The sequence below is a fragment of the Dyella sp. 05T440 genome, from assembly GCF_056395965.1.
In genome coordinates, this window is record NZ_JBFTKN010000009.1 from 77,745 (window position 1) to 94,406 (window position 16,662).

The window sequence follows — 16,662 nt, forward strand, 5'->3', positions numbered from 1 at the left end:
GCACTTTCCCGCAGCGAAGCCTTCATGACCGACACCTCGACGTCCGGCGGTTACGTCCGCCGCCTCCGACCGTGGGACGCGGCCATGATCGTGGTCGGCGGCATCATCGGCGGCGGTATCTTCCTCAATCCGTACGTCGTGGCGATGCGCACATCGTCCGGTCTGTCGCTGCTGCTGATGTGGATCGGCGCCGGCCTGCTGACCCTGATCGGCGCACTCTGCTATGCGGAACTCGGAGCGCGTCGTCCTCATGCGGGCGGCAGCTACGTGTACCTGCGCGAAGCGTTTGGCCCGCTGGCCGGTTTCCTGTTCGGCTGGAGCATGTTGCTGGTGATCTATTCCGGATCGACCGCGGCAGTGGCCACCATCTTTGCCAGCTACGCGGCCTCCCTTTTCGGCCTGCCCGGCAGCGCCGCGACCCCTCTGGCCATTGGGGCGCTGGTGTTTGTGGCGCTGATCAACCTGTTCGGCCTGCGCCTGGGTGCCCAGGTGCAGAACCTGTTCACCTTGCTCAAGCTGCTGGCCGTGGCGGTGCTGGTGGTTTGCGGCCTGTTCCTGGCCGGCGTGAGCGGCCACGGCATGCTTGCCACCGATCCGCAAACCGCCGACGTCGGTTTCATGGGCGCCGCGCTGCCGGTGCTGTTTGCCTATTCGGGTTTCACCTATCTCAACAATCTTGCGGGCGAGGTCAGCGAGCCGCAACGCACCCTGCCCCGCGCCCTGTTCATCGGCATGCTGCTGGTGATCGCGGCTTATGCCCTGGTCAACCTCGCCTATCTCGCGGTGCTCGGCCACGCCGGCCTCGCTGCCAGCCGCGCGCCCGCGGCCGATGTGATGCAGCGGGTCTTTGGCACGGCAGGGGCAAAACTGATCGCGGTGGGCGTGGCGATTTCCGCGCTGGGCTTCTGCAATATCACCCTGGTGGCGGGCGCCCGCGTGCTGCAGGTGATGGGCGAAGACGGCCTGTTCTTCCGCAGCGTGGCCCGGCTGCATCCCAAGCACCGCACGCCCAATGTCGCGCTGTTGCTGCTCTCGGGTTGGGCCATCGTGCTGGTGTGGTCCGGCAGTTACGGCCAACTGCTCGATTACGCGACCTTTGGCGACTGGCTCGCCTGCGCCTTTGGCGTCGGCACCTTGTTCTGGTATCGCCGCCGGGAAGGCGATCAAGCCAGCTTCCGCGTACCCGGTTACCCGCTGCTCCCGCTGATCTTCATCGCCACCATCGGCCTGGTGATGGTGCAAAGCCTGCGCAGCAGCCCCCTGAACACGGGCATCGGCCTGCTGATCATGGCCGCCGGCGTCCCGGTCTACCTGGTCTGGCGACGCCTGTTCAGCCGGGTTACCTCCTAAGCATCGCGCTCCGATGCCACAATAAGTAGATATCCAAGGAGTTCTGTACCGATGGCGCAGTCGCAAGACCAGTTACCGACACCCGGAACAAGCAACACCATCGTGGCCGAGAAGGTGCGCGAGGGAGTCGATCTGGAGATCAATGGCAGGAGCTATCGCCACACCGGTGACGATCAGATGCCCCTGCTGTGGTATCTGCGCGACGTGCTGCGCCTTACCGGCACCAAGTACAGCGGCGAGCACGGCGAAGGCGGCTACGACCTGGTGCTGGTCGACGGCAAGCTCGCCTCGGCCACCACCCTGCCCGTGGCCAAACTGGCCGGCAAGGCCGTGACCACCGTCGAGGGCCTGGCCGCGGCCGACGGCAAACTTCATCCGCTGCAGCAGGCCTTCGTCGACGAAGACGCCATTGGCTGTGGCTATTGCACCCCGGGTTGGCTGATGGCTTCGATCGATTTGCTGACGCGCCATCCGCAACCGAGCGACAACGACATCGACCAGTTGCCCAATCTTTGCCGCTGCGGCTGCCAGACCCGCGTGCGCCTCGCCATCAAGCGCGTCGCCAAGGGAGCGCACGCATGAGCCGCGCGAACGACCACACGCCGCAGCTCTCGCGTCGACGTTTCCTGCAGGTGCTGGCCGGTAGCGCCGGCGCCTTGATCATCGGCATTCCGTTCGCGGACGCCGCCGACGCGCCTGTCCCTGCCGCCATGCTGGGCGACACGCTGTATGGCCTGGGCGCCTATGTGCGCATCGATGCGGACGGCAACATCGTGATCGGCGTGCGCGATCCGGACACCGGCACCGGCACGTCCACCTCGCTGGCGCGCATCATCGCTGACGAACTCGATGCCGACTGGACGCGCGTGAGCGTGGTCTCGCTCGGCCTCGGCGTGGAAGACGACAACGGCCAGCCGCGCTGGATCTACGGACACCAGACCAGCGGGCTGGGCGATTCCATTCCCGCTGCGTGGGCCGATCTTCGTGGCGCCGGCGCGCTCGCGCGCTGGCTGCTGCTGCAGGCCGCGGCGCGACGCCTTGGCGTTCCCGCCGACCGCCTGCGCTGCGAAGAGGGCAGCGTCATCGCACCCGATGGTCGTCGCTTCGGCTACGGCTCGCTCGCGGATGCCGCTGCCAAGATCGCGCCGCCCGCCACGCCGGTGCCGCCGAAGTCGCCCGAGCATTACAGCCTGATCGGCCAACCGGCCGGCGACATCGATGCGCGAGCTATCGTCACCGGCCAGGCGCCGTATGCGCTGGATACCTATCTGGCTGAAGCGCTGATCGCCGTGCTGACGCACTGCCCCTGGCCTGACGGCAGCGTGGAGAGCCTCGACACGACCGACACCATGGCGGTGAAGGGTGTCGTCAAGGTCGTGCAGATCAAACCGGAGGCGGGCATTCCGCTTGGCCAGACGGTGCGTTCACCCGCCGTGGCCGTACTCGCTGAAAACACCTGGGCCGCCCTGCAGGGTCGAGCGAAACTCAAGTTGCAGTGGAAGGCCGGCGCACAAAGCGAAAGCAGCGCCTGGTTCGAACAGCAGGCCAGCGACGTTCTCAATGACAAGAACGCCCAGCCGGCCGCACGCGTGCGCAACGACGGCGACGTCGACGCCGTCGCCAAGAAGGCCGCCCGCCGAGTGGAAGCGACCTACGTGCAACCGTGGCTGGCGCACGCCACGCCGGAACCGATGAATTGCGTGGCCCGCATCGACAAGGACGGCGCCGTGCTGGTGGTGCCGACGCAGGCGCCGCAGAAAGCTTGGAAAGTCGTGCAGCGACTCACTGGCCTCGCCCCTGCGCAGATCGAAATCCGTGTACCGCGCGTGGGCGGCAGCTACGGCCGTCGCCTCGATCACGATTACGTCGCCGAAGCCGTGATGCTCGCCAAGGCAGTCGAGAAGCCGGTCAAGCTGATGTGGACGCGCGACGAAGACCTTACGCAGGATTTCTATCGCTCGGCCACCGTGCACAAGTTCAGCGCCACGCTGGACGGCAAGCGCCAGGTCACCAGCTGGAACCAGCGCATGGCTAGCGCCTCGGCGCTGGCGCAGCGCGGCGTGGCCGACAACCGCCTGTGGACGTCCGAGCTGGATGCCCATCAGTTGCCGGCGGGCCTGGTGACCAACTTGCGCAGTGACTGGTATTCGCTGCCGTCGGCGATGTTGCGCGGCCCTTCGCGCGGCATGCCGAACGTCAACAATGCATTCGCCGTCGAGAGCTTCGTCGACGAGATCGCGCAATCGCTCAAGGAAGATCCGCTGGTCACGCGCCTGCGCCTGATCGGCGAGCCGCGCGTCATCCCGCTCGGCGACAACCGCACGCTGGACACCTCCCGCCTGATCAATGTGCTCAAGCTGGTGGCCGACCGCATCGAGTGGAAGAACTGGCTGCGCACCGTCAATGGCCTGGGCATCGCCTGTTGGCACGTGGACGGTGCCTATGTGGCGCACGCGATCGAGACGTCCCTCCAAGGCAATAAGCTCAACATCGAACGCGTGGTCTGCGCGGTCGACGTGGGAAGAGTGATCAACCCCACCGGACTGGAAGGCCAGGTCGCAGGCGCCACGCTCGATGCGCTGTCCACCGCGTTGAATCTGTCGATCAGCTACAAGGACAGTCAGGTCCAGCAGCGCAGCTGGAAGGACTACCCGCTGGCGAACATGGCCCAGTTGCCGGACACCACCGAGGTAATCATCGTGCCGGGCGATCGCGATCCCACCGGTGCGAGCTTCCTGGGCATGCCCACGGCAGCGCCTGCCTTGGCCAATGCAGTGTTCCGCGTGAGCGCCGTGCGCGTGCGTCGCTTGCCGCTGCTGAAAGAAATGCTGCGCATGCTGTAACGGTCAGGGAGCCGCCCGGCTCCCGCGTCCTGACGAGTAGCCTCACGCGAGAGCGCAGGCTACCGGGCACGGAAAGCTTTGTGACGAAACCGTGCACGAAAACCCGCAAGATGACAGGCGCATTTGAGTAATTTCACGGACGCGCGCCGCGAAATTCTGCCCTAGGATGCCTTCACTCGGCGCTACTCAAAGTAACGCCGTTTGCGTGCCTGGGGGTAAGAATGCGTCGACGCGTTGGCTTGTTCCTCTTGCTCTGCCTGTGTGCCGTGCTGCCCGTCTGGGCGCAATCCGCACCGCCTCCTGCGTCGGGCCGATGCATCGGCTTGGTGCTTGGCGGTGGCGGCGCGCGCGGCGCGGCGCACATCGGCGTGCTTGAAGTACTCGAGCGCGAGCACATCCCGGTCTGCCGCATTTCCGGCACCAGCATGGGCTCCATCGTGGGAGGCATGTACGCGGCCGGTTATTCGCCGCAGGAAATGCACGAGATCATCACCTCGCTCGACTGGGACGACCTGTTTTCAGACAACCCCGCGCGCGGCGAACTGCCGATGCGCCGCAAGGATGCCGATTACCGCTATCTGCTCAATTTCGAAGTGGGCTACAAGAACGGCCACATCATCACGCCGGCCGGCGTGGTGCAGGGCCAGAAGCTGTTGCTGTTGCTGCGCCGCCTGCTGATTTCCACCTGGAACGTGCACGACTTCGATCAATTGCCCATACCGTTCCGCGCGATCGCCACCGACATCGTGGCAGGCAAGGCAGTGGTGTTCGGTTCGGGCGATCTGGCACTGTCGATTCGCTCCAGCATGTCCGTGCCCGGCGCCTTCGCGCCCACCAATGTCGATGATCTGCTGCTGGTCGATGGCGGCCTGATGGACAATGTGCCGATCGATGTTGCGCGCAGCATGGGCGCCACGCAATTGATCGTGGTGAACGTCGGTTCGCCGCTGGCCAAGCGCGAGCAACTGAGCAATCCGCTGGCCGTGCTCAACCAGATGGTGAGCGCGTTGATGGAAGACAAAACCCGGCAGCAGCTCGCCACATTGGGCAGCAACGACATCCTGATCACACCGGCGCTCGGCGACATGAGCGCCGCGGAATTCAATCGCGGCACCCAGGCCATCGCCATTGGTCGCGCCGCCGCCGAAGCGGCGCTGCCTCGGCTGAAGGCGCTGTCCGTGGGTCCGGAGGAATGGGCGAGCTACACCGCACAACACCGGCAACGAGAGTTCGACCCTGGACTGGTCGCCTTCCTCAAGGTGGACGCCGCGCACACGGACACGGCTCAGTATGTCGACGAGCGCCTCAGCAAGGACGTCGGCAAGCCGTTCGATCCGAACAAGCTGGAAGAACAAATTGGCAGCATCTACGGCCGCGGCAACTACCAGCAGATCGACTACCGCCTGCAGCAGCAGGGCAATGATCGCGGGCTGTTGATCATTCCACGCGACAAGCCCTGGGGTCCGCTGTACGGCAAGCTCGGTTTCGAGTTGAACGATGATTTTGCCGGTCGCAGCGAGTACCTGATTTCCGCGGAAATCACCGCGACCAACCTCAATCGCCTCGGTGCCGAATGGCGCAGCACCCTGTGGGCCGGGCGCATCGGCGGTGTGGCCACCGAGTTCTATCAACCGTTCGGCCAAGGCGCATCGACCTATGTGATGCCTTATGGCCTGCTGCGCAACGAAGACTTCCCGGTCTTCACCTCCGATGGCGACAGGCAGCTGGCGGAATACCGGATCAAGCGCAGCTATCTGGGCTTCGAAACAGGATGGTCGCCGTTCTCCTATTGGCGCGTGCTGGCCGCCTATACGCGTGGACGCGACAAAGGCGATTTGCGCATTGGCGACCCCGGGGATTTTTTCAACGCGCAGCAGGACTATAGCCAGGCCAAGGTGGGGTTGGATTGGGACAGCCTGGACAACGCTCAATTTCCGTCCAAGGGTGCGCATATCAACTTGTCCTATGACATGTACCGGCCGTGGCTGGGCGGCAATCAGACCGGCGACGTGGCGCAATTGAACGCGGACTGGGTACCCGATTTCGGACTGGCGCAGTCCCGCTATCACCTGCTGCTGGGTCTGCGCGCCACCAGTGCCCTCTCGCATGACGCGCAGATGGACCGGTTCTTCGAGGCGCAGCAGTTTCTGGGCGGCTTCCTGAATCTTTCCGGCTTCGCGGAGCGCTCGCTGCATGGCGACCAGGCCGTGCTCGGTCGCGCCGTGGTGTACCGGCGCACCGGCCAGATGGACGCGCTCTTTTCGACGCCGATCTATATCGGCGCAAGCCTGGAAGCGGGCAATGCCTGGCAGAGCCGCAGCCAGGTCGACCTGGGTTCGCTGATCTACGCGGGCAGCATGTTCCTGGGCGTACAAACGCCCCTGGGGCCATTGTTCCTCGGCTATGGCTACGCCCAGGGCGGCCACAATTCGGTCTATCTCACTTTCGGTTCGCTGCTGCGACCCTCGCCATGAGAGTGGGCGTCAATTATCGCGAAGTCTCCACGAACCCCACCGCACAATCGCTTTGCCACCCGCCCGTTGGACGGGCCTTCCAGGAGCCATCGCCATGAAAGCGTTGCGTCTGCTCGTGATCGTCGCCGGCCTTGTGCTGAGCGCGTGTTCGAACGTCAGCATCACCAACCAGTGGCGCGATCCGTCGTGGCCGGGACCGCCTGCAACCAACGTGGTGGTCGTGGGCATCTCGCGCAGCGACACCATGCGCCACGTCTTTGAGGACACCTTCTCGCAACAGCTGCAGGCCGCAGGCATCCAGGCCGCCCCCAGCTATACGCAGATTCCCGCTGGCACTACCGGCGCGATCGGGCTGCGCGACCTGGTCAAGTCCAGCGGCGCGCAGGCCGTGCTGGTGACGCGCGTGCAACGCGTGGAGCAAAGGGTCAGCGTCACGCCGAGCGGCCCGATGTATGGCGGCTTCTATGGCTGGTACGGCGGCGCGTGGGCATCGACCCCCGACGTGCAGCAATACGACGTGGTGACGCTGGAAACGAGCGTATGGGATCCGCGTTCGGAAAAATTGATCTGGACGGTGACCACGCAAGGCATCGGTATCAACGATATTCCCAAGGCGACCACACAGCTTGCGCAAGCGCTGATTCCCAAGCTGAAAACCGACGGCATCCTGCGCTAAACGCGCGATGCATGGGTGGGTGACGGCACTGCGCCGGACCCCACCACGCCAAGCGGGCGCCGCCGATGTGACGGCCGCAGCGATCAGTGGAACTGGTCGCTCGCGGGTACCCACGTCGTGCTGCTGCGCGCTGGACCTGCCGGCAGCGTCACTTCAGTCGGGCAGCCTGGCGGCATGGGGCCACCGGCCACGCGCGCCGCGGCGCATTGGGCGCTGTTGTCGAGCTTCACGGTCGCCATTGTTGGCGCGGCGGCGCCCGGTGCAGGCGGAACCAGCGGATGGGTCGGCGCCAACTTCATCTTGTCGTAGACCACGTCGTCCACCGGCTTTGGCGGCGGATTGCCGTCGCCGCAACCAAACAGCGCCATCGGGAACAGCGGCATCACCACGCATTCCACGCGCACGCCGCGCGGCAGGTTGAAGGTGTGGCGCATGGTGGTTTTCTCGACCGCGCGGCGCAGTGCCGTGTCGATCGAGCTTTCCCCTTCGGGCGTCCAATCCTTTTCGAACCGCGTGGGCGTATAGCCGATGCTAGGCGTGCCGTGCGACATGATCTCGGTATTGCCGTGCGGCTTGAGCTGGACATAGGTGCCCACGGCGCCTTCCTGCTCGCCCTGCCCTTTGCCGCCCTGACCGTTGCTGGTTCCGTTGCCCTTGCCGGGCGGCAAGCCGAGATTGAGCCCCTTGCCACCGGCGACGTTGGGCGACTGGTCGACGCCATTGGCCTGGCCTGGCGTACCCGTGCGGCTGCCCTGCGGCGTCGCGTTGGGCGCACTGCTCTGGCCGCTTTCGCTGGACGATCGGCTCGACTCGTTGCTGGCGGTGTTGGACTGCGCGCTGGATGCGCTTTGCGTCGATGCGTTGGCTGCCGACGACGGCGCGGCATTCTGCGTGGGGGCTGCCTCCGCTGGAGTCTCCGATAGCTGCGGTCGCTCGATCGACGGCTGGTTGTCCAGCGCGATGGCCTTGGGTGCCGCGACGTCCAGGTGCGGCGCCTGCGGATGTTCCAGCGACGGCTGCGGATTAGGTGGCAACGGCACGGCTTCCAGCTGCGGCTCTTCCGCCACGCGGATCGCCGGCGATTCGATCGTCGGCTGTTCGCGCGGCACGACCGGCGCCACCGGGCTCGGCTGCGGCTGCAGGTTCACGGTAGGCGCCGCCTGCGCCGGCAGCGGCACAGCCTGCAACTCCGGTTCGGGCGGCGAAGCGGGGGCTTCGGGTCGGGGCACGGCCGCAATGCTCGGCGGCGTGGTGACCGGCACCGCTTTTTCCAGCGCGACGGTCGGTGGGGTGACCACCGGCGCCGATTGCGGCGGCACCTCAGGTAGCGCGAGCGAGGCCGGCGGTTGCACCGGCTGGTTGCCTTCCGCCTGCGGTTTGCGAATGGGCTCGGGCTGGAATTTCGGCGGCACCGGCTTCTCCACGGCCGGCGTTTCCAACGCGACCTGCGGCGGCTCCGGCGCCGTGGGCACCGGTTGCAGCTGTTCGGCAGGCGCCGGCTTGGGCAACGTCACCGGCGGCAGTGGCGCAGCGGTGATTTCCGGCTTGGGCGCGGTGGCCTTGGGCACATCGGTGACCACCGGCGTCTGCATGGCCGGCACCGGTACGGGCGAAAGATCGTTATTGGTGCGCGTGGACGAGCTGCTGCGGCGCGCCGTGCGCGGCGCATTGCTCGCGTTGCCCCGATGCACCGGACCCACCTGCTTGGGCGGCGTGCCGCGCACCGGCGGCGGCGGTGGCGGTTCTTCCTTGGCTTTCTCGATCAGGCGCACCACCAGAGGCGGCGTTTCGTCGTTGAGTTCATCCAGCTCGTAGGCAGGCCCCAGGATGATGCCGACCAGAAAAGCGAGATGGACGAACAGCGCGCCGACGAAGGCGATGATGCGCAACCAGCGGTCGCGCGGACGTTCCGCGCGGCGCCGACGATAGACGCCCGCGCTCTCCGCCGCCGACTTGGGCGATGGAAGCGTCACTGTCAGCCGGCCCGCGGATTCCCTGTCCATGGGCGAAGTGTAATGGGCAGTGGCGAGGTTCTGAGTAGTCCCTCGATCAACCGCCGTCCTGCGTCGGTGGATGCGACGCCCGTTCCTGCATCTCGGCGTCGACCGAGCGCGTCGGCGTGTCGACCGGACAGCCCTGCGGCAGCGGTTTCTCCGCGCGATAGATGGCGATGCATTCGGCCACGCTGATGGTCTTGGGCGGCGGCGAACCGGGCGCCAGCTGGTTGGCCGGCGCCATGTTCATGCGCATGTCGCCGTCATTGGATGGCGGAGGCGGCGGCGGGTCGCCACCGCAGCCGCCACCCAAGGCCAGCAGCGAAACGGAGCAATGGATGCGCACGCCAGGTGCGATGTGGAAGGTGTGCGAGACGGTGCTCTTGTCCACGCCTTTTTTGAGCGCGTCATCGACCGAGCTGCCACCGCCCTTCTGCCAGTCCTTCTCGAAGCGGGTGGCCTTGTACGGCACGGTGGTCGTGTGCTGCATGATCTTCGCATCGCCCTGCGGCATCTGGCGCACATAATCGCCCTCGGGCGCGGGAGCGGCTGTGCTCGCCGTGGCAGGCAGCGCGGCCTGACCGGCAAGATCCGGCTGCGGCGAGGGCGGGCTGGAACTGGCAGGCGCCGACGGCTCGGGCGGCAGACTTACTGTCATGGCGTTCTTCGCCGGCGGCTCGTGCACCACCGGCTTGTTGACCGGACGTGGTGGTGGCGCCGGCTCCGGCGGCGGTGGCGGTGCCAGCTCGGGTGCGGCGACTGGTCCCGGCGGCGTGGTCGCGCGAGGTATCAACCGCACCAGCAGCGCACCCGTGCGCTCCTGCTGGGCCCGCGCGGCCGCCTTGCCCACTTGCATCTCGTGCCAGGTCAGCCAGCCAAACAGCACGTGCAGCACCAGCACGATGCCCAGCGCCAGCCAGCGACGCCCGCGGTTGGGCGGAGGCTTTCGCCAGCGCAGCTGATGCAGCATCGCGCGCGTGGGTCCGTCGAGAGGCGCCAGCCCACGCGTTGGCGGGCCCGGGGGCGTCCAGCGATGGTGTTCGACCTGCTCGGTGTGCTCGATGGGGAATCTCTTCTGGACTGCGGGGGCTGCCGGCCGGTCATCCGGGTCGGCCTTGCGGGGATGGGGACTTCTGCTGACCCGCGCAAGCGCCGAGGGTTCCCCGTTGACGCCGTTTGGCGGGTTCATCGCACTGCAACTTGACCCGGACGGCCATTGGCGAAAATCTACACAAACGGCCAACCCGGCCGTACCCGCCATGACCGCCCCCGCGTCCTGCACGCCTGGACGACCATGACGGCCCGCCATCGTCAGCCGCTCGCGCGGCTTCGTGCGGCGCCGCAGGTCACGTCGGCACGAACCCGCGCCCAGCCATGGGAGGGTCGCATCGTGTCGTACAACACGGAAAACATCCGCAACATCGCGCTTGCCGGACATGCCGGCGCCGGCAAGACCACGCTGTTCGAAGCCCTGCTGCACGCCGGCGGCGTGATCCAGAACCAAGGGTCGGTAGAGCGCGGCACGACCCAGTCCGATACGGACGAACAGGAAAAAGCGCGCGGGCATTCGATCGATACCGCCATTGCCAGCATCCCGTTCGGACAGAGCCATATCAACCTGATCGACACGGCGGGCTACGCCGATTTTCGCGGGCCTACGCTGTCGGCATTCGCCGCGGTGGAAACCGTGGCCATCGTGGTCAATGCCTCCAACGGCATCGAATACGGCACGCGCCGCATCATGGAGCGCGCGGGCGAACGCAAACTGGCGCGCGTGCTGGTGATCAACAAGATCGATTGCGACGTGGCCAAGCTCGCGCCACTGGTGGATGCGCTGCGCGAGGAGTTTGGCACGCAATGCCTGCCCGTGAATCTTCCGGCCGAAGGCGGCACGAAGGTGCTCGACTGCTTTTTCCACAGTGATGGCGCCACCGACTTCTCGTCGCTGGCCGAAGCGCACCAGCGCATTCTCGACCAGGTGGTGGAAGTCAACGAAACCGTGATGGGCCATTATCTCGATGCGGGTGAAGGCGACCTCACGCCGCAGGAATTGCACGACGCGTTCGAGCAATGCTTGCGCGAAGGGCATCTGGTACCGATCTGCTTCGTCAGCACGCGTACCGGCGCCGGCCTCAAGGAATTCCTGGAACTGGCCGAACGCCTGCTGCCCAATCCGGCCGAAGGCAATCCGCCGCCGTTCCTCAATAGCGACGACGAAACGATCAGCGTGAACGCCGATCCCAAGGCGCACGTGATCGCCGACGTCTTCAAGATCGTCAACGATCCGTTTGTGGGCAAGCTTGGCGTGTTCCGCGTCTGGCAAGGCACGGTCAAGCGCGACACGCAGCTGTTCATCGACGACAGCAAGAAACCCTTCAAGGTGGGACACCTGTTCCGCTTGCGCGGCAAGTCGCACGAGGAGATCGAACAGGCGATACCCGGCGACATCGTGGCCGTGGCGAAAATCGAGGAAATCCATTTCGACGCCGTGCTGCACGATTCGCACGACGAAGACCGCATCCATCTCGCGCCAATGCGTTTTCCGCAGCCCATGTTCGGCCTGGCGCTCGAACCCAAACACAAGGGACAGGAACAGAAACTCTCCCAGGCCATCAGCCGCCTCGCCGAAGAAGATCCGTGCTTCCGCGTGGAGCATCACAAGGAACTCAACGAGACGGTGGTGCGCGGACTCTCCGACCTGCATCTGAAGGTCATGCTGGAGCGCATGAAGGAGCGTTACAGCGTCGAAGTGACCACGCATCCGCCGCGCATCGCCTACCGCGAAACCATTGCCGGGCGTGCGGAAGGCCATCATCGGCACAAGAAGCAAACCGGTGGCGCCGGCCAGTTCGGCGAGGTGTTTCTGCGCGTCGAACCGCTCGATCGCGGTGCCGGTTTCGAGTTCGTCGATGCGATCAAAGGCGGCGTGATTCCGGGGCAGTTTCTCCCCGCCATCGAGAAAGGCGTGCGCCAGGCGCTGGAAACCGGCGCCATCGCGGGCTATCCGATCCAGGACGTGCGCGTCACCGTCTACGACGGCAAATACCACGCGGTGGACTCCAAGGAAGTGGCCTTCATCAGCGCCGGCAAAAAGGCATTTCTCGATGCGATCGGCAAGGCCCGGCCCATCGTGCTCGAACCCATCGTGGACGTGGAAGTGGCCATTCCGGAAGCCAACGTGGGCGACGTCACTGGCGGACTCGCCGGCAAGCGCGCGCGCATCATGGGCACCGATTCCTTGCGCGGCGGCGAGCTGGTGATCAAGGCGCAGGCGCCTCTGGCCGAACTCACCGACTACCCCACCGAGCTGAAGGCGATGACGGGTGGCCGCGGCCGCTACAGCCTGGATCTCAGTCACTACGAACCGGTGCCGCCGCCGGTACAGAAACAGCTGGCCGAGGCGTGGAAGCCGCACGTGGACGACGACTGACCCCGTAGCAAGGCCTGAACGGGCGCGACCGGCGTCGCGCTCGTGCGCCTCCCCAGCTTGAGGCGCCGCAAATACGCCGCAAGTGTTTAATGGAGACGCGCCGAAATGGACGGCGCTGGAGGCATGCGATGAGCCGCTCCTTCGTGAAGGATGCGGACGAGTCCGTCGGCGAACGGCTGCCGGATATCCCGCTGAGCGAACACCCCAATGTTGTGACGAAGCGTGGACTGGCGCTGCTGCGTGCACGGCTGGTCGCCATGCGCGAACGGCGCGACGCGCTGCGCGCCGCCGCCGACACCCTGCCGCAGCAGCGCGAGCTGGCCGAGGTGGAGCGCGAACTGCGCTGGCTCAATACGCGGGTCGGCAGCGCGATCGAAATCGACCTGGCGCAACAGCCACGCGACCGCGTGGCGTTCGGCGCGCTGGTGACAGTGGACAGCGACGAGGGCGAAGTGCGCTGCCGCATCGTCGGCGAAGACGAGGCCGACGTGGAACACGGCCTGGTGAGTCACGTCTCGCCGCTGGCCAAGGCCTTGCTGGGCGCCCGCGTGGGTGATGAGGTGACGTGGCAGCGGCCGGCGGGGGACTTGGTGATCGAGGTGATCCGGATCGAGTATCCCATCGACGCATGATGGCCTTGCGCGTCCATCCTCAATGCTGGAACGCACCCTGCTCATCTGTGGGAGCGCACCCTGTGCGCGACAGGCGTCCGAGGGCACGGGTCGACCCGATTTCGCCGAATCGCTCCGCTAAAAACCACTCCGGAGGTACACCGAAACGCTGCGGTCGCGCACAGGGTGCGCTCCCACAGGGTTATCGCGAACGCAAACTCAAACTCAGCGCTTGGCCTTCAACAACGTGCCGCTGCACTTGGGCGAGCCGCACAGGCACTGCCACAGCTTCTTCAGGCGCGCGGTATGGGGCACGTCCAGGGTGATGCCGTAGTCGTAGGTGAGTTCTTCGCCGGGCTTGATGTTGCGGATCGCCTCGATCAGCACGCGATCTTTGCGAGCGTCGCCGTTCGCGCTTTCCTCGATCACGGCCTGGCAATTGGGATTGCAGCTGTGGTTGATCCAGCGTGCCGTGTTGCCCTTGCGATTGGCATCGATCAGCCATTCGTCGTTGAGCGTGAAGAGGAACGTGTGCCCGGTTTCGCCGCCATCGCCGTAGAGCCCATCGGCCTCGGCATGGCTCATCAGCGTGCCCTTGTACTCGACGACTTCCTCGCCCTTCTTGATCGGAGCGACGGCGAACACGCCATTGCCATGGATGGGGGAGCGGCGGGCAACGATACGTCGGGTCATGGGCAGGAGGCAGTGGGGGATGAGCCGGAGATGATGCCTGCTGCGTTGCGCAATGGGAACCTCTGGCGCGTTGGTCACGACGACGTAATCGCATTCGCGCTGAGATGAATCCCGGACAGCGGAACCCCGTGGACAGACCACGAGGTCCTCCTGCTAAGATTCAAACAATCGTTTGAGGTGCATCCATGAAACGACTGCTCGGTTGGGTAGTGCTGCTCGTGTTGGTGGCTGGTCTGGTGGCCTGTGGGCCGCCCAAGAAGAGCGTGTTTCCGCCGACGGTGAGCATCCAGGAGATGCGCACCCAGCCCAACGGCGAATGGCGCGTAACGCTGCGCATCCAGAACAACAGCTACGGTTCGATGGATTTCACCTCGCTCGATGGCCAGCTGCAGGTGGCCGAACTGGTGCCCGTCCGCCTGCATACGGCGTTCGACCTGGACATTCCCCCCTTCGCCGCCGACGTCACCCAGATCAACCTGCTGCCTACGCCGGAGATGACCGCCGCGCTCAAGGCCGCTGCCGTCAAAGGCAGTGCGGGCAGCGTGCCCTACAACGTGACCGGCACGGCGAACGCCAAGCCCGAGCAGGAAAAAGCCGCTCGCGATTTCAGTTTCCACGGCAATGACTGGCTGTCGCCGGTGCCGGGAATCCCCAACACCTGGCGCTGATGTCGGCGCCTGCATGACCCACGAAGGAACTCTGCCATGACGATCTACAAGGCCCCTCTCGACGACCAGCGCTACACCCTCTTTGACGTGCTCGGCGCCGAAGCCGTGCTCACCAAGCTGGAGGGCGGCGAGGGTCACACGCGCGATCTGCTGGACGCCGTGCTGGAGGAAGCCGGTCGCCTGAGCGAAGCGGTGCTGGCGCCGTACAACGCCAGCGGCGATGAGGAAGGCTGCCACTTCGACAAGGCCACCCACACCGTGACCACGCCGAAGGGTTTCAAGGAAGCCTTCAAGGCGTTTGCCGAAGGCGGCTGGACCGGCCTGATCCAGGCCGAACGCTTCGGCGGCCAGGGCCTGCCCAATGTGATGGGCACCGCCACCAGCGAGATCTTCCAGGGCGGCAACCTGGCGTGGAGCCTGTACCCGCTGCTGTCCGAAGGCGCCTGCCATGCGATGGAAATGCACGGCACCCAGGATCAGCAGGACACCTACCTCAAGCCGATCGTCGAAGGCCGCTGGACCGGCACCATGTGCCTGACCGAGCCCCAGGCCGGCTCGGATCTTGGCCTGCTCAAGACCCGCGCCGAACCCGGCGACAACGGCAGCTACAAGATCACCGGCACCAAGATCTTCATCAGCGCCGGCGAGCATGACCTGGCGCAGAACATCGTCCATCTCGTGCTGGCCCGCCTGCCCGATGCACCGGCCGGCAGCCGCGGCATTTCGATGTTCATCGTGCCCAAGTTCAAGGTGAATGCCGATGGCTCGCTGGGCGAGCGCAACACGGTCGCGGCCGGCGCGATCGAGCACAAGATGGGCCTGCGCGGTTCGGCGACCTGCGTGATGAATTTCGACGCCGCCGAAGGTTTCCTGATCGGCGCGCCGCACAAGGGCCTGGCCGCCATGTTCACCATGATGAATGCCGCACGCCTGGGCGTCGGCGTGCAGGGTTTGGCGCTGTCCGAGCGCGCGCTGCAGAACAGCACCAACTACGCGCGCGAGCGCCTGCAGGGCCGCGCCCTGTCCGGCCCGAAGTTCCCGGACAAGCCGGCCGACAATCTGATGGTGCAGCCGGACGTGCGCCGCATGCTGCTCACCCAGCGCTCCCTGGTGGAAGCCTCGCGCGCCCTGCTGCTGTACACCTCGCTGCAGACCGACGTGGAAGCCCGCGGCGCCGACGAGGCCACGCGCAAGCAGGCCAGCGACCTGGTCGCCTTCCTGATCCCGATCGCCAAGGGCGTGGTCACCGAGCTCGCGCAGGAGTGCACCAAGGAAGCGCTGCAGGTGTACGGCGGACATGGCTACATCGCCGAGAACGGCGTGGAGCAGTTCGTGCGTGATGCCCGCATCATCACCTTGTACGAAGGCACCACCGGCATCCAGGCCGCCGACCTGCTGGGCCGAAAGATCCTCCAGCTGCAGGGCACCGGCTTCAAGCTGTTCCTGCAGGAGATCCTGGCGTTCTGCCAGCAGCACGCACAGGATGCTTCGCTCGCCGGGCTGATCGGCCCGCTCGCCAAGCACGCCAAGGAATGGGCCGACCTCACCCTGGCCCTCGCCCAGCGCGTGCAGGCCAACCCGGAAGAGCTGGGCGCCTCGGCGATGGATTACCTGTATTACTCCGGCTACATCACGCTGGCCTATATGTCGGCACGCGGCGCCGCCGCGCTGGCCAACAGCAGCCAGCAGGAAGCGTTCAAGCAGGCCAAGCGTGACAACGCGACCTTCTACTTCGCCCGCATCCTGCCGCGCAGCCTGACCCACAAGGCCGCCATCGAGGCCGGCGTGGACACCATCCCCGCCATCGCCTGATGTGATGCACCCGAGGCCCCTCCATCACGGAGGGGCCTTTTTCTTTGTGTGGGAGCGCACCCTGTGCGCGACAGGCGGCGAACCACACGAGTGCCTCTTCACATTTTCAGG

At 65.8% G+C, this 16,662-nt stretch carries 12 protein-coding genes; 9 read left to right on the forward strand and 3 right to left on the reverse strand.

Annotation, left to right across the window (positions count from 1 at the left end):
- The first annotated feature begins 24 nt into the window (after positions 1-24).
- The 5 genes from AC1DE1_RS13140 to AC1DE1_RS13160 all read left to right on the forward strand — a co-directional run bounded on the left by AC1DE1_RS13140 (position 25) and on the right by AC1DE1_RS13160 (position 7,343).
- Complete coding sequence (locus AC1DE1_RS13140) at positions 25-1,350, forward strand: APC family permease (RefSeq protein ID WP_477176240.1); 1,326 nt, start codon at positions 25-27, stop codon at positions 1,348-1,350.
- A gap of 51 nt (positions 1,351-1,401) precedes the next feature.
- Positions 1,402-1,932 (forward strand): (2Fe-2S)-binding protein, encoded by a 531-nt coding sequence (locus AC1DE1_RS13145; protein WP_441611271.1) that lies wholly within the window; start codon positions 1,402-1,404, stop codon positions 1,930-1,932.
- Positions 1,929-4,193, forward strand: coding sequence for a xanthine dehydrogenase family protein molybdopterin-binding subunit (locus AC1DE1_RS13150; protein ID WP_477176241.1), 2,265 nt, complete (start codon positions 1,929-1,931; stop codon positions 4,191-4,193). The genes AC1DE1_RS13145 and AC1DE1_RS13150 overlap by 4 nt, the downstream gene beginning before the upstream one ends.
- A 221-nt stretch (positions 4,194-4,414) precedes the next feature.
- The gene (locus AC1DE1_RS13155) at positions 4,415-6,667 is read left to right on the forward strand and encodes a patatin-like phospholipase family protein (RefSeq protein ID WP_441603091.1); all 2,253 of its coding nucleotides are present in this window, start codon (positions 4,415-4,417) and stop codon (positions 6,665-6,667) included.
- Between the two features lie 94 nt (positions 6,668-6,761).
- The gene (locus AC1DE1_RS13160) at positions 6,762-7,343 is read left to right on the forward strand and encodes a DUF4136 domain-containing protein (RefSeq protein WP_477176242.1); all 582 of its coding nucleotides are present in this window, start codon (positions 6,762-6,764) and stop codon (positions 7,341-7,343) included.
- An 83-nt stretch (positions 7,344-7,426) separates the two neighbouring features.
- On the opposite strand, the gene AC1DE1_RS13165 is transcribed toward AC1DE1_RS13160, so the two are convergent.
- Together AC1DE1_RS13165 and AC1DE1_RS13170 are read right to left on the reverse strand one after the other, a co-directional pair.
- Positions 7,427-9,316, reverse strand: coding sequence for a hypothetical protein (locus tag AC1DE1_RS13165; protein ID WP_477176243.1), 1,890 nt, complete (start codon positions 9,314-9,316; stop codon positions 7,427-7,429).
- A gap of 76 nt (positions 9,317-9,392) precedes the next feature.
- Complete coding sequence (locus tag AC1DE1_RS13170) at positions 9,393-10,307, reverse strand: hypothetical protein (protein ID WP_477176244.1); 915 nt, start codon at positions 10,305-10,307, stop codon at positions 9,393-9,395.
- A gap of 420 nt (positions 10,308-10,727) precedes the next feature.
- Here AC1DE1_RS13170 and fusA point away from each other — a divergent pair, with 420 nt between their 5' ends.
- Both fusA and AC1DE1_RS13180 read left to right on the forward strand, forming a co-directional pair.
- On the forward strand, positions 10,728-12,767 hold the full coding sequence (gene fusA, locus AC1DE1_RS13175; RefSeq protein WP_477176301.1) for an elongation factor G: 2,040 nt from the start codon (positions 10,728-10,730) through the stop codon (positions 12,765-12,767).
- A gap of 128 nt (positions 12,768-12,895) precedes the next feature.
- Positions 12,896-13,399: a GreA/GreB family elongation factor gene (locus tag AC1DE1_RS13180; RefSeq protein WP_477176245.1), complete on the forward strand. Its 504-nt coding sequence runs from the start codon at positions 12,896-12,898 to the stop codon at positions 13,397-13,399.
- A 204-nt stretch (positions 13,400-13,603) separates the two neighbouring features.
- Here AC1DE1_RS13180 and AC1DE1_RS13185 read toward each other — a convergent pair whose 3' ends face one another.
- On the reverse strand, positions 13,604-14,071 hold the full coding sequence (locus tag AC1DE1_RS13185) for an SET domain-containing protein (RefSeq protein WP_477176246.1): 468 nt from the start codon (positions 14,069-14,071) through the stop codon (positions 13,604-13,606).
- 185 nt (positions 14,072-14,256) lie between these two features.
- Here AC1DE1_RS13185 and AC1DE1_RS13190 point away from each other — a divergent pair, with 185 nt between their 5' ends.
- Positions 14,257-14,739 carry a hypothetical protein gene (locus AC1DE1_RS13190; protein WP_477176247.1) on the forward strand — a complete coding sequence of 161 codons (483 nt, stop codon included), beginning with the start codon at positions 14,257-14,259 and terminating at the stop codon, positions 14,737-14,739.
- Between the two features lie 36 nt (positions 14,740-14,775).
- On the forward strand, positions 14,776-16,551 hold the full coding sequence (locus AC1DE1_RS13195) for an acyl-CoA dehydrogenase C-terminal domain-containing protein (protein ID WP_477176248.1): 1,776 nt from the start codon (positions 14,776-14,778) through the stop codon (positions 16,549-16,551).
- The last annotated feature ends 111 nt before the right edge of the window (positions 16,552-16,662 follow it).

Coding starts and splice junctions, on each gene's coding strand:
- AC1DE1_RS13140 (WP_477176240.1), top strand. CDS start 25: ATGACCGACACCTCGACGTCCGGCGGTTACGTCCGCCGCCTCCGACCG.
- AC1DE1_RS13145 (WP_441611271.1), top strand. CDS start 1,402: ATGGCGCAGTCGCAAGACCAGTTACCGACACCCGGAACAAGCAACACC.
- AC1DE1_RS13150 (WP_477176241.1), top strand. CDS start 1,929: ATGAGCCGCGCGAACGACCACACGCCGCAGCTCTCGCGTCGACGTTTC.
- AC1DE1_RS13155 (WP_441603091.1), top strand. CDS start 4,415: ATGCGTCGACGCGTTGGCTTGTTCCTCTTGCTCTGCCTGTGTGCCGTG.
- AC1DE1_RS13160 (WP_477176242.1), top strand. CDS start 6,762: ATGAAAGCGTTGCGTCTGCTCGTGATCGTCGCCGGCCTTGTGCTGAGC.
- AC1DE1_RS13170 (WP_477176244.1), bottom strand. CDS start 10,307: ATGCTGCATCAGCTGCGCTGGCGAAAGCCTCCGCCCAACCGCGGGCGT.
- AC1DE1_RS13180 (WP_477176245.1), top strand. CDS start 12,896: ATGAGCCGCTCCTTCGTGAAGGATGCGGACGAGTCCGTCGGCGAACGG.
- AC1DE1_RS13185 (WP_477176246.1), bottom strand. CDS start 14,071: ATGACCCGACGTATCGTTGCCCGCCGCTCCCCCATCCATGGCAATGGC.
- AC1DE1_RS13190 (WP_477176247.1), top strand. CDS start 14,257: ATGAAACGACTGCTCGGTTGGGTAGTGCTGCTCGTGTTGGTGGCTGGT.
- AC1DE1_RS13195 (WP_477176248.1), top strand. CDS start 14,776: ATGACGATCTACAAGGCCCCTCTCGACGACCAGCGCTACACCCTCTTT.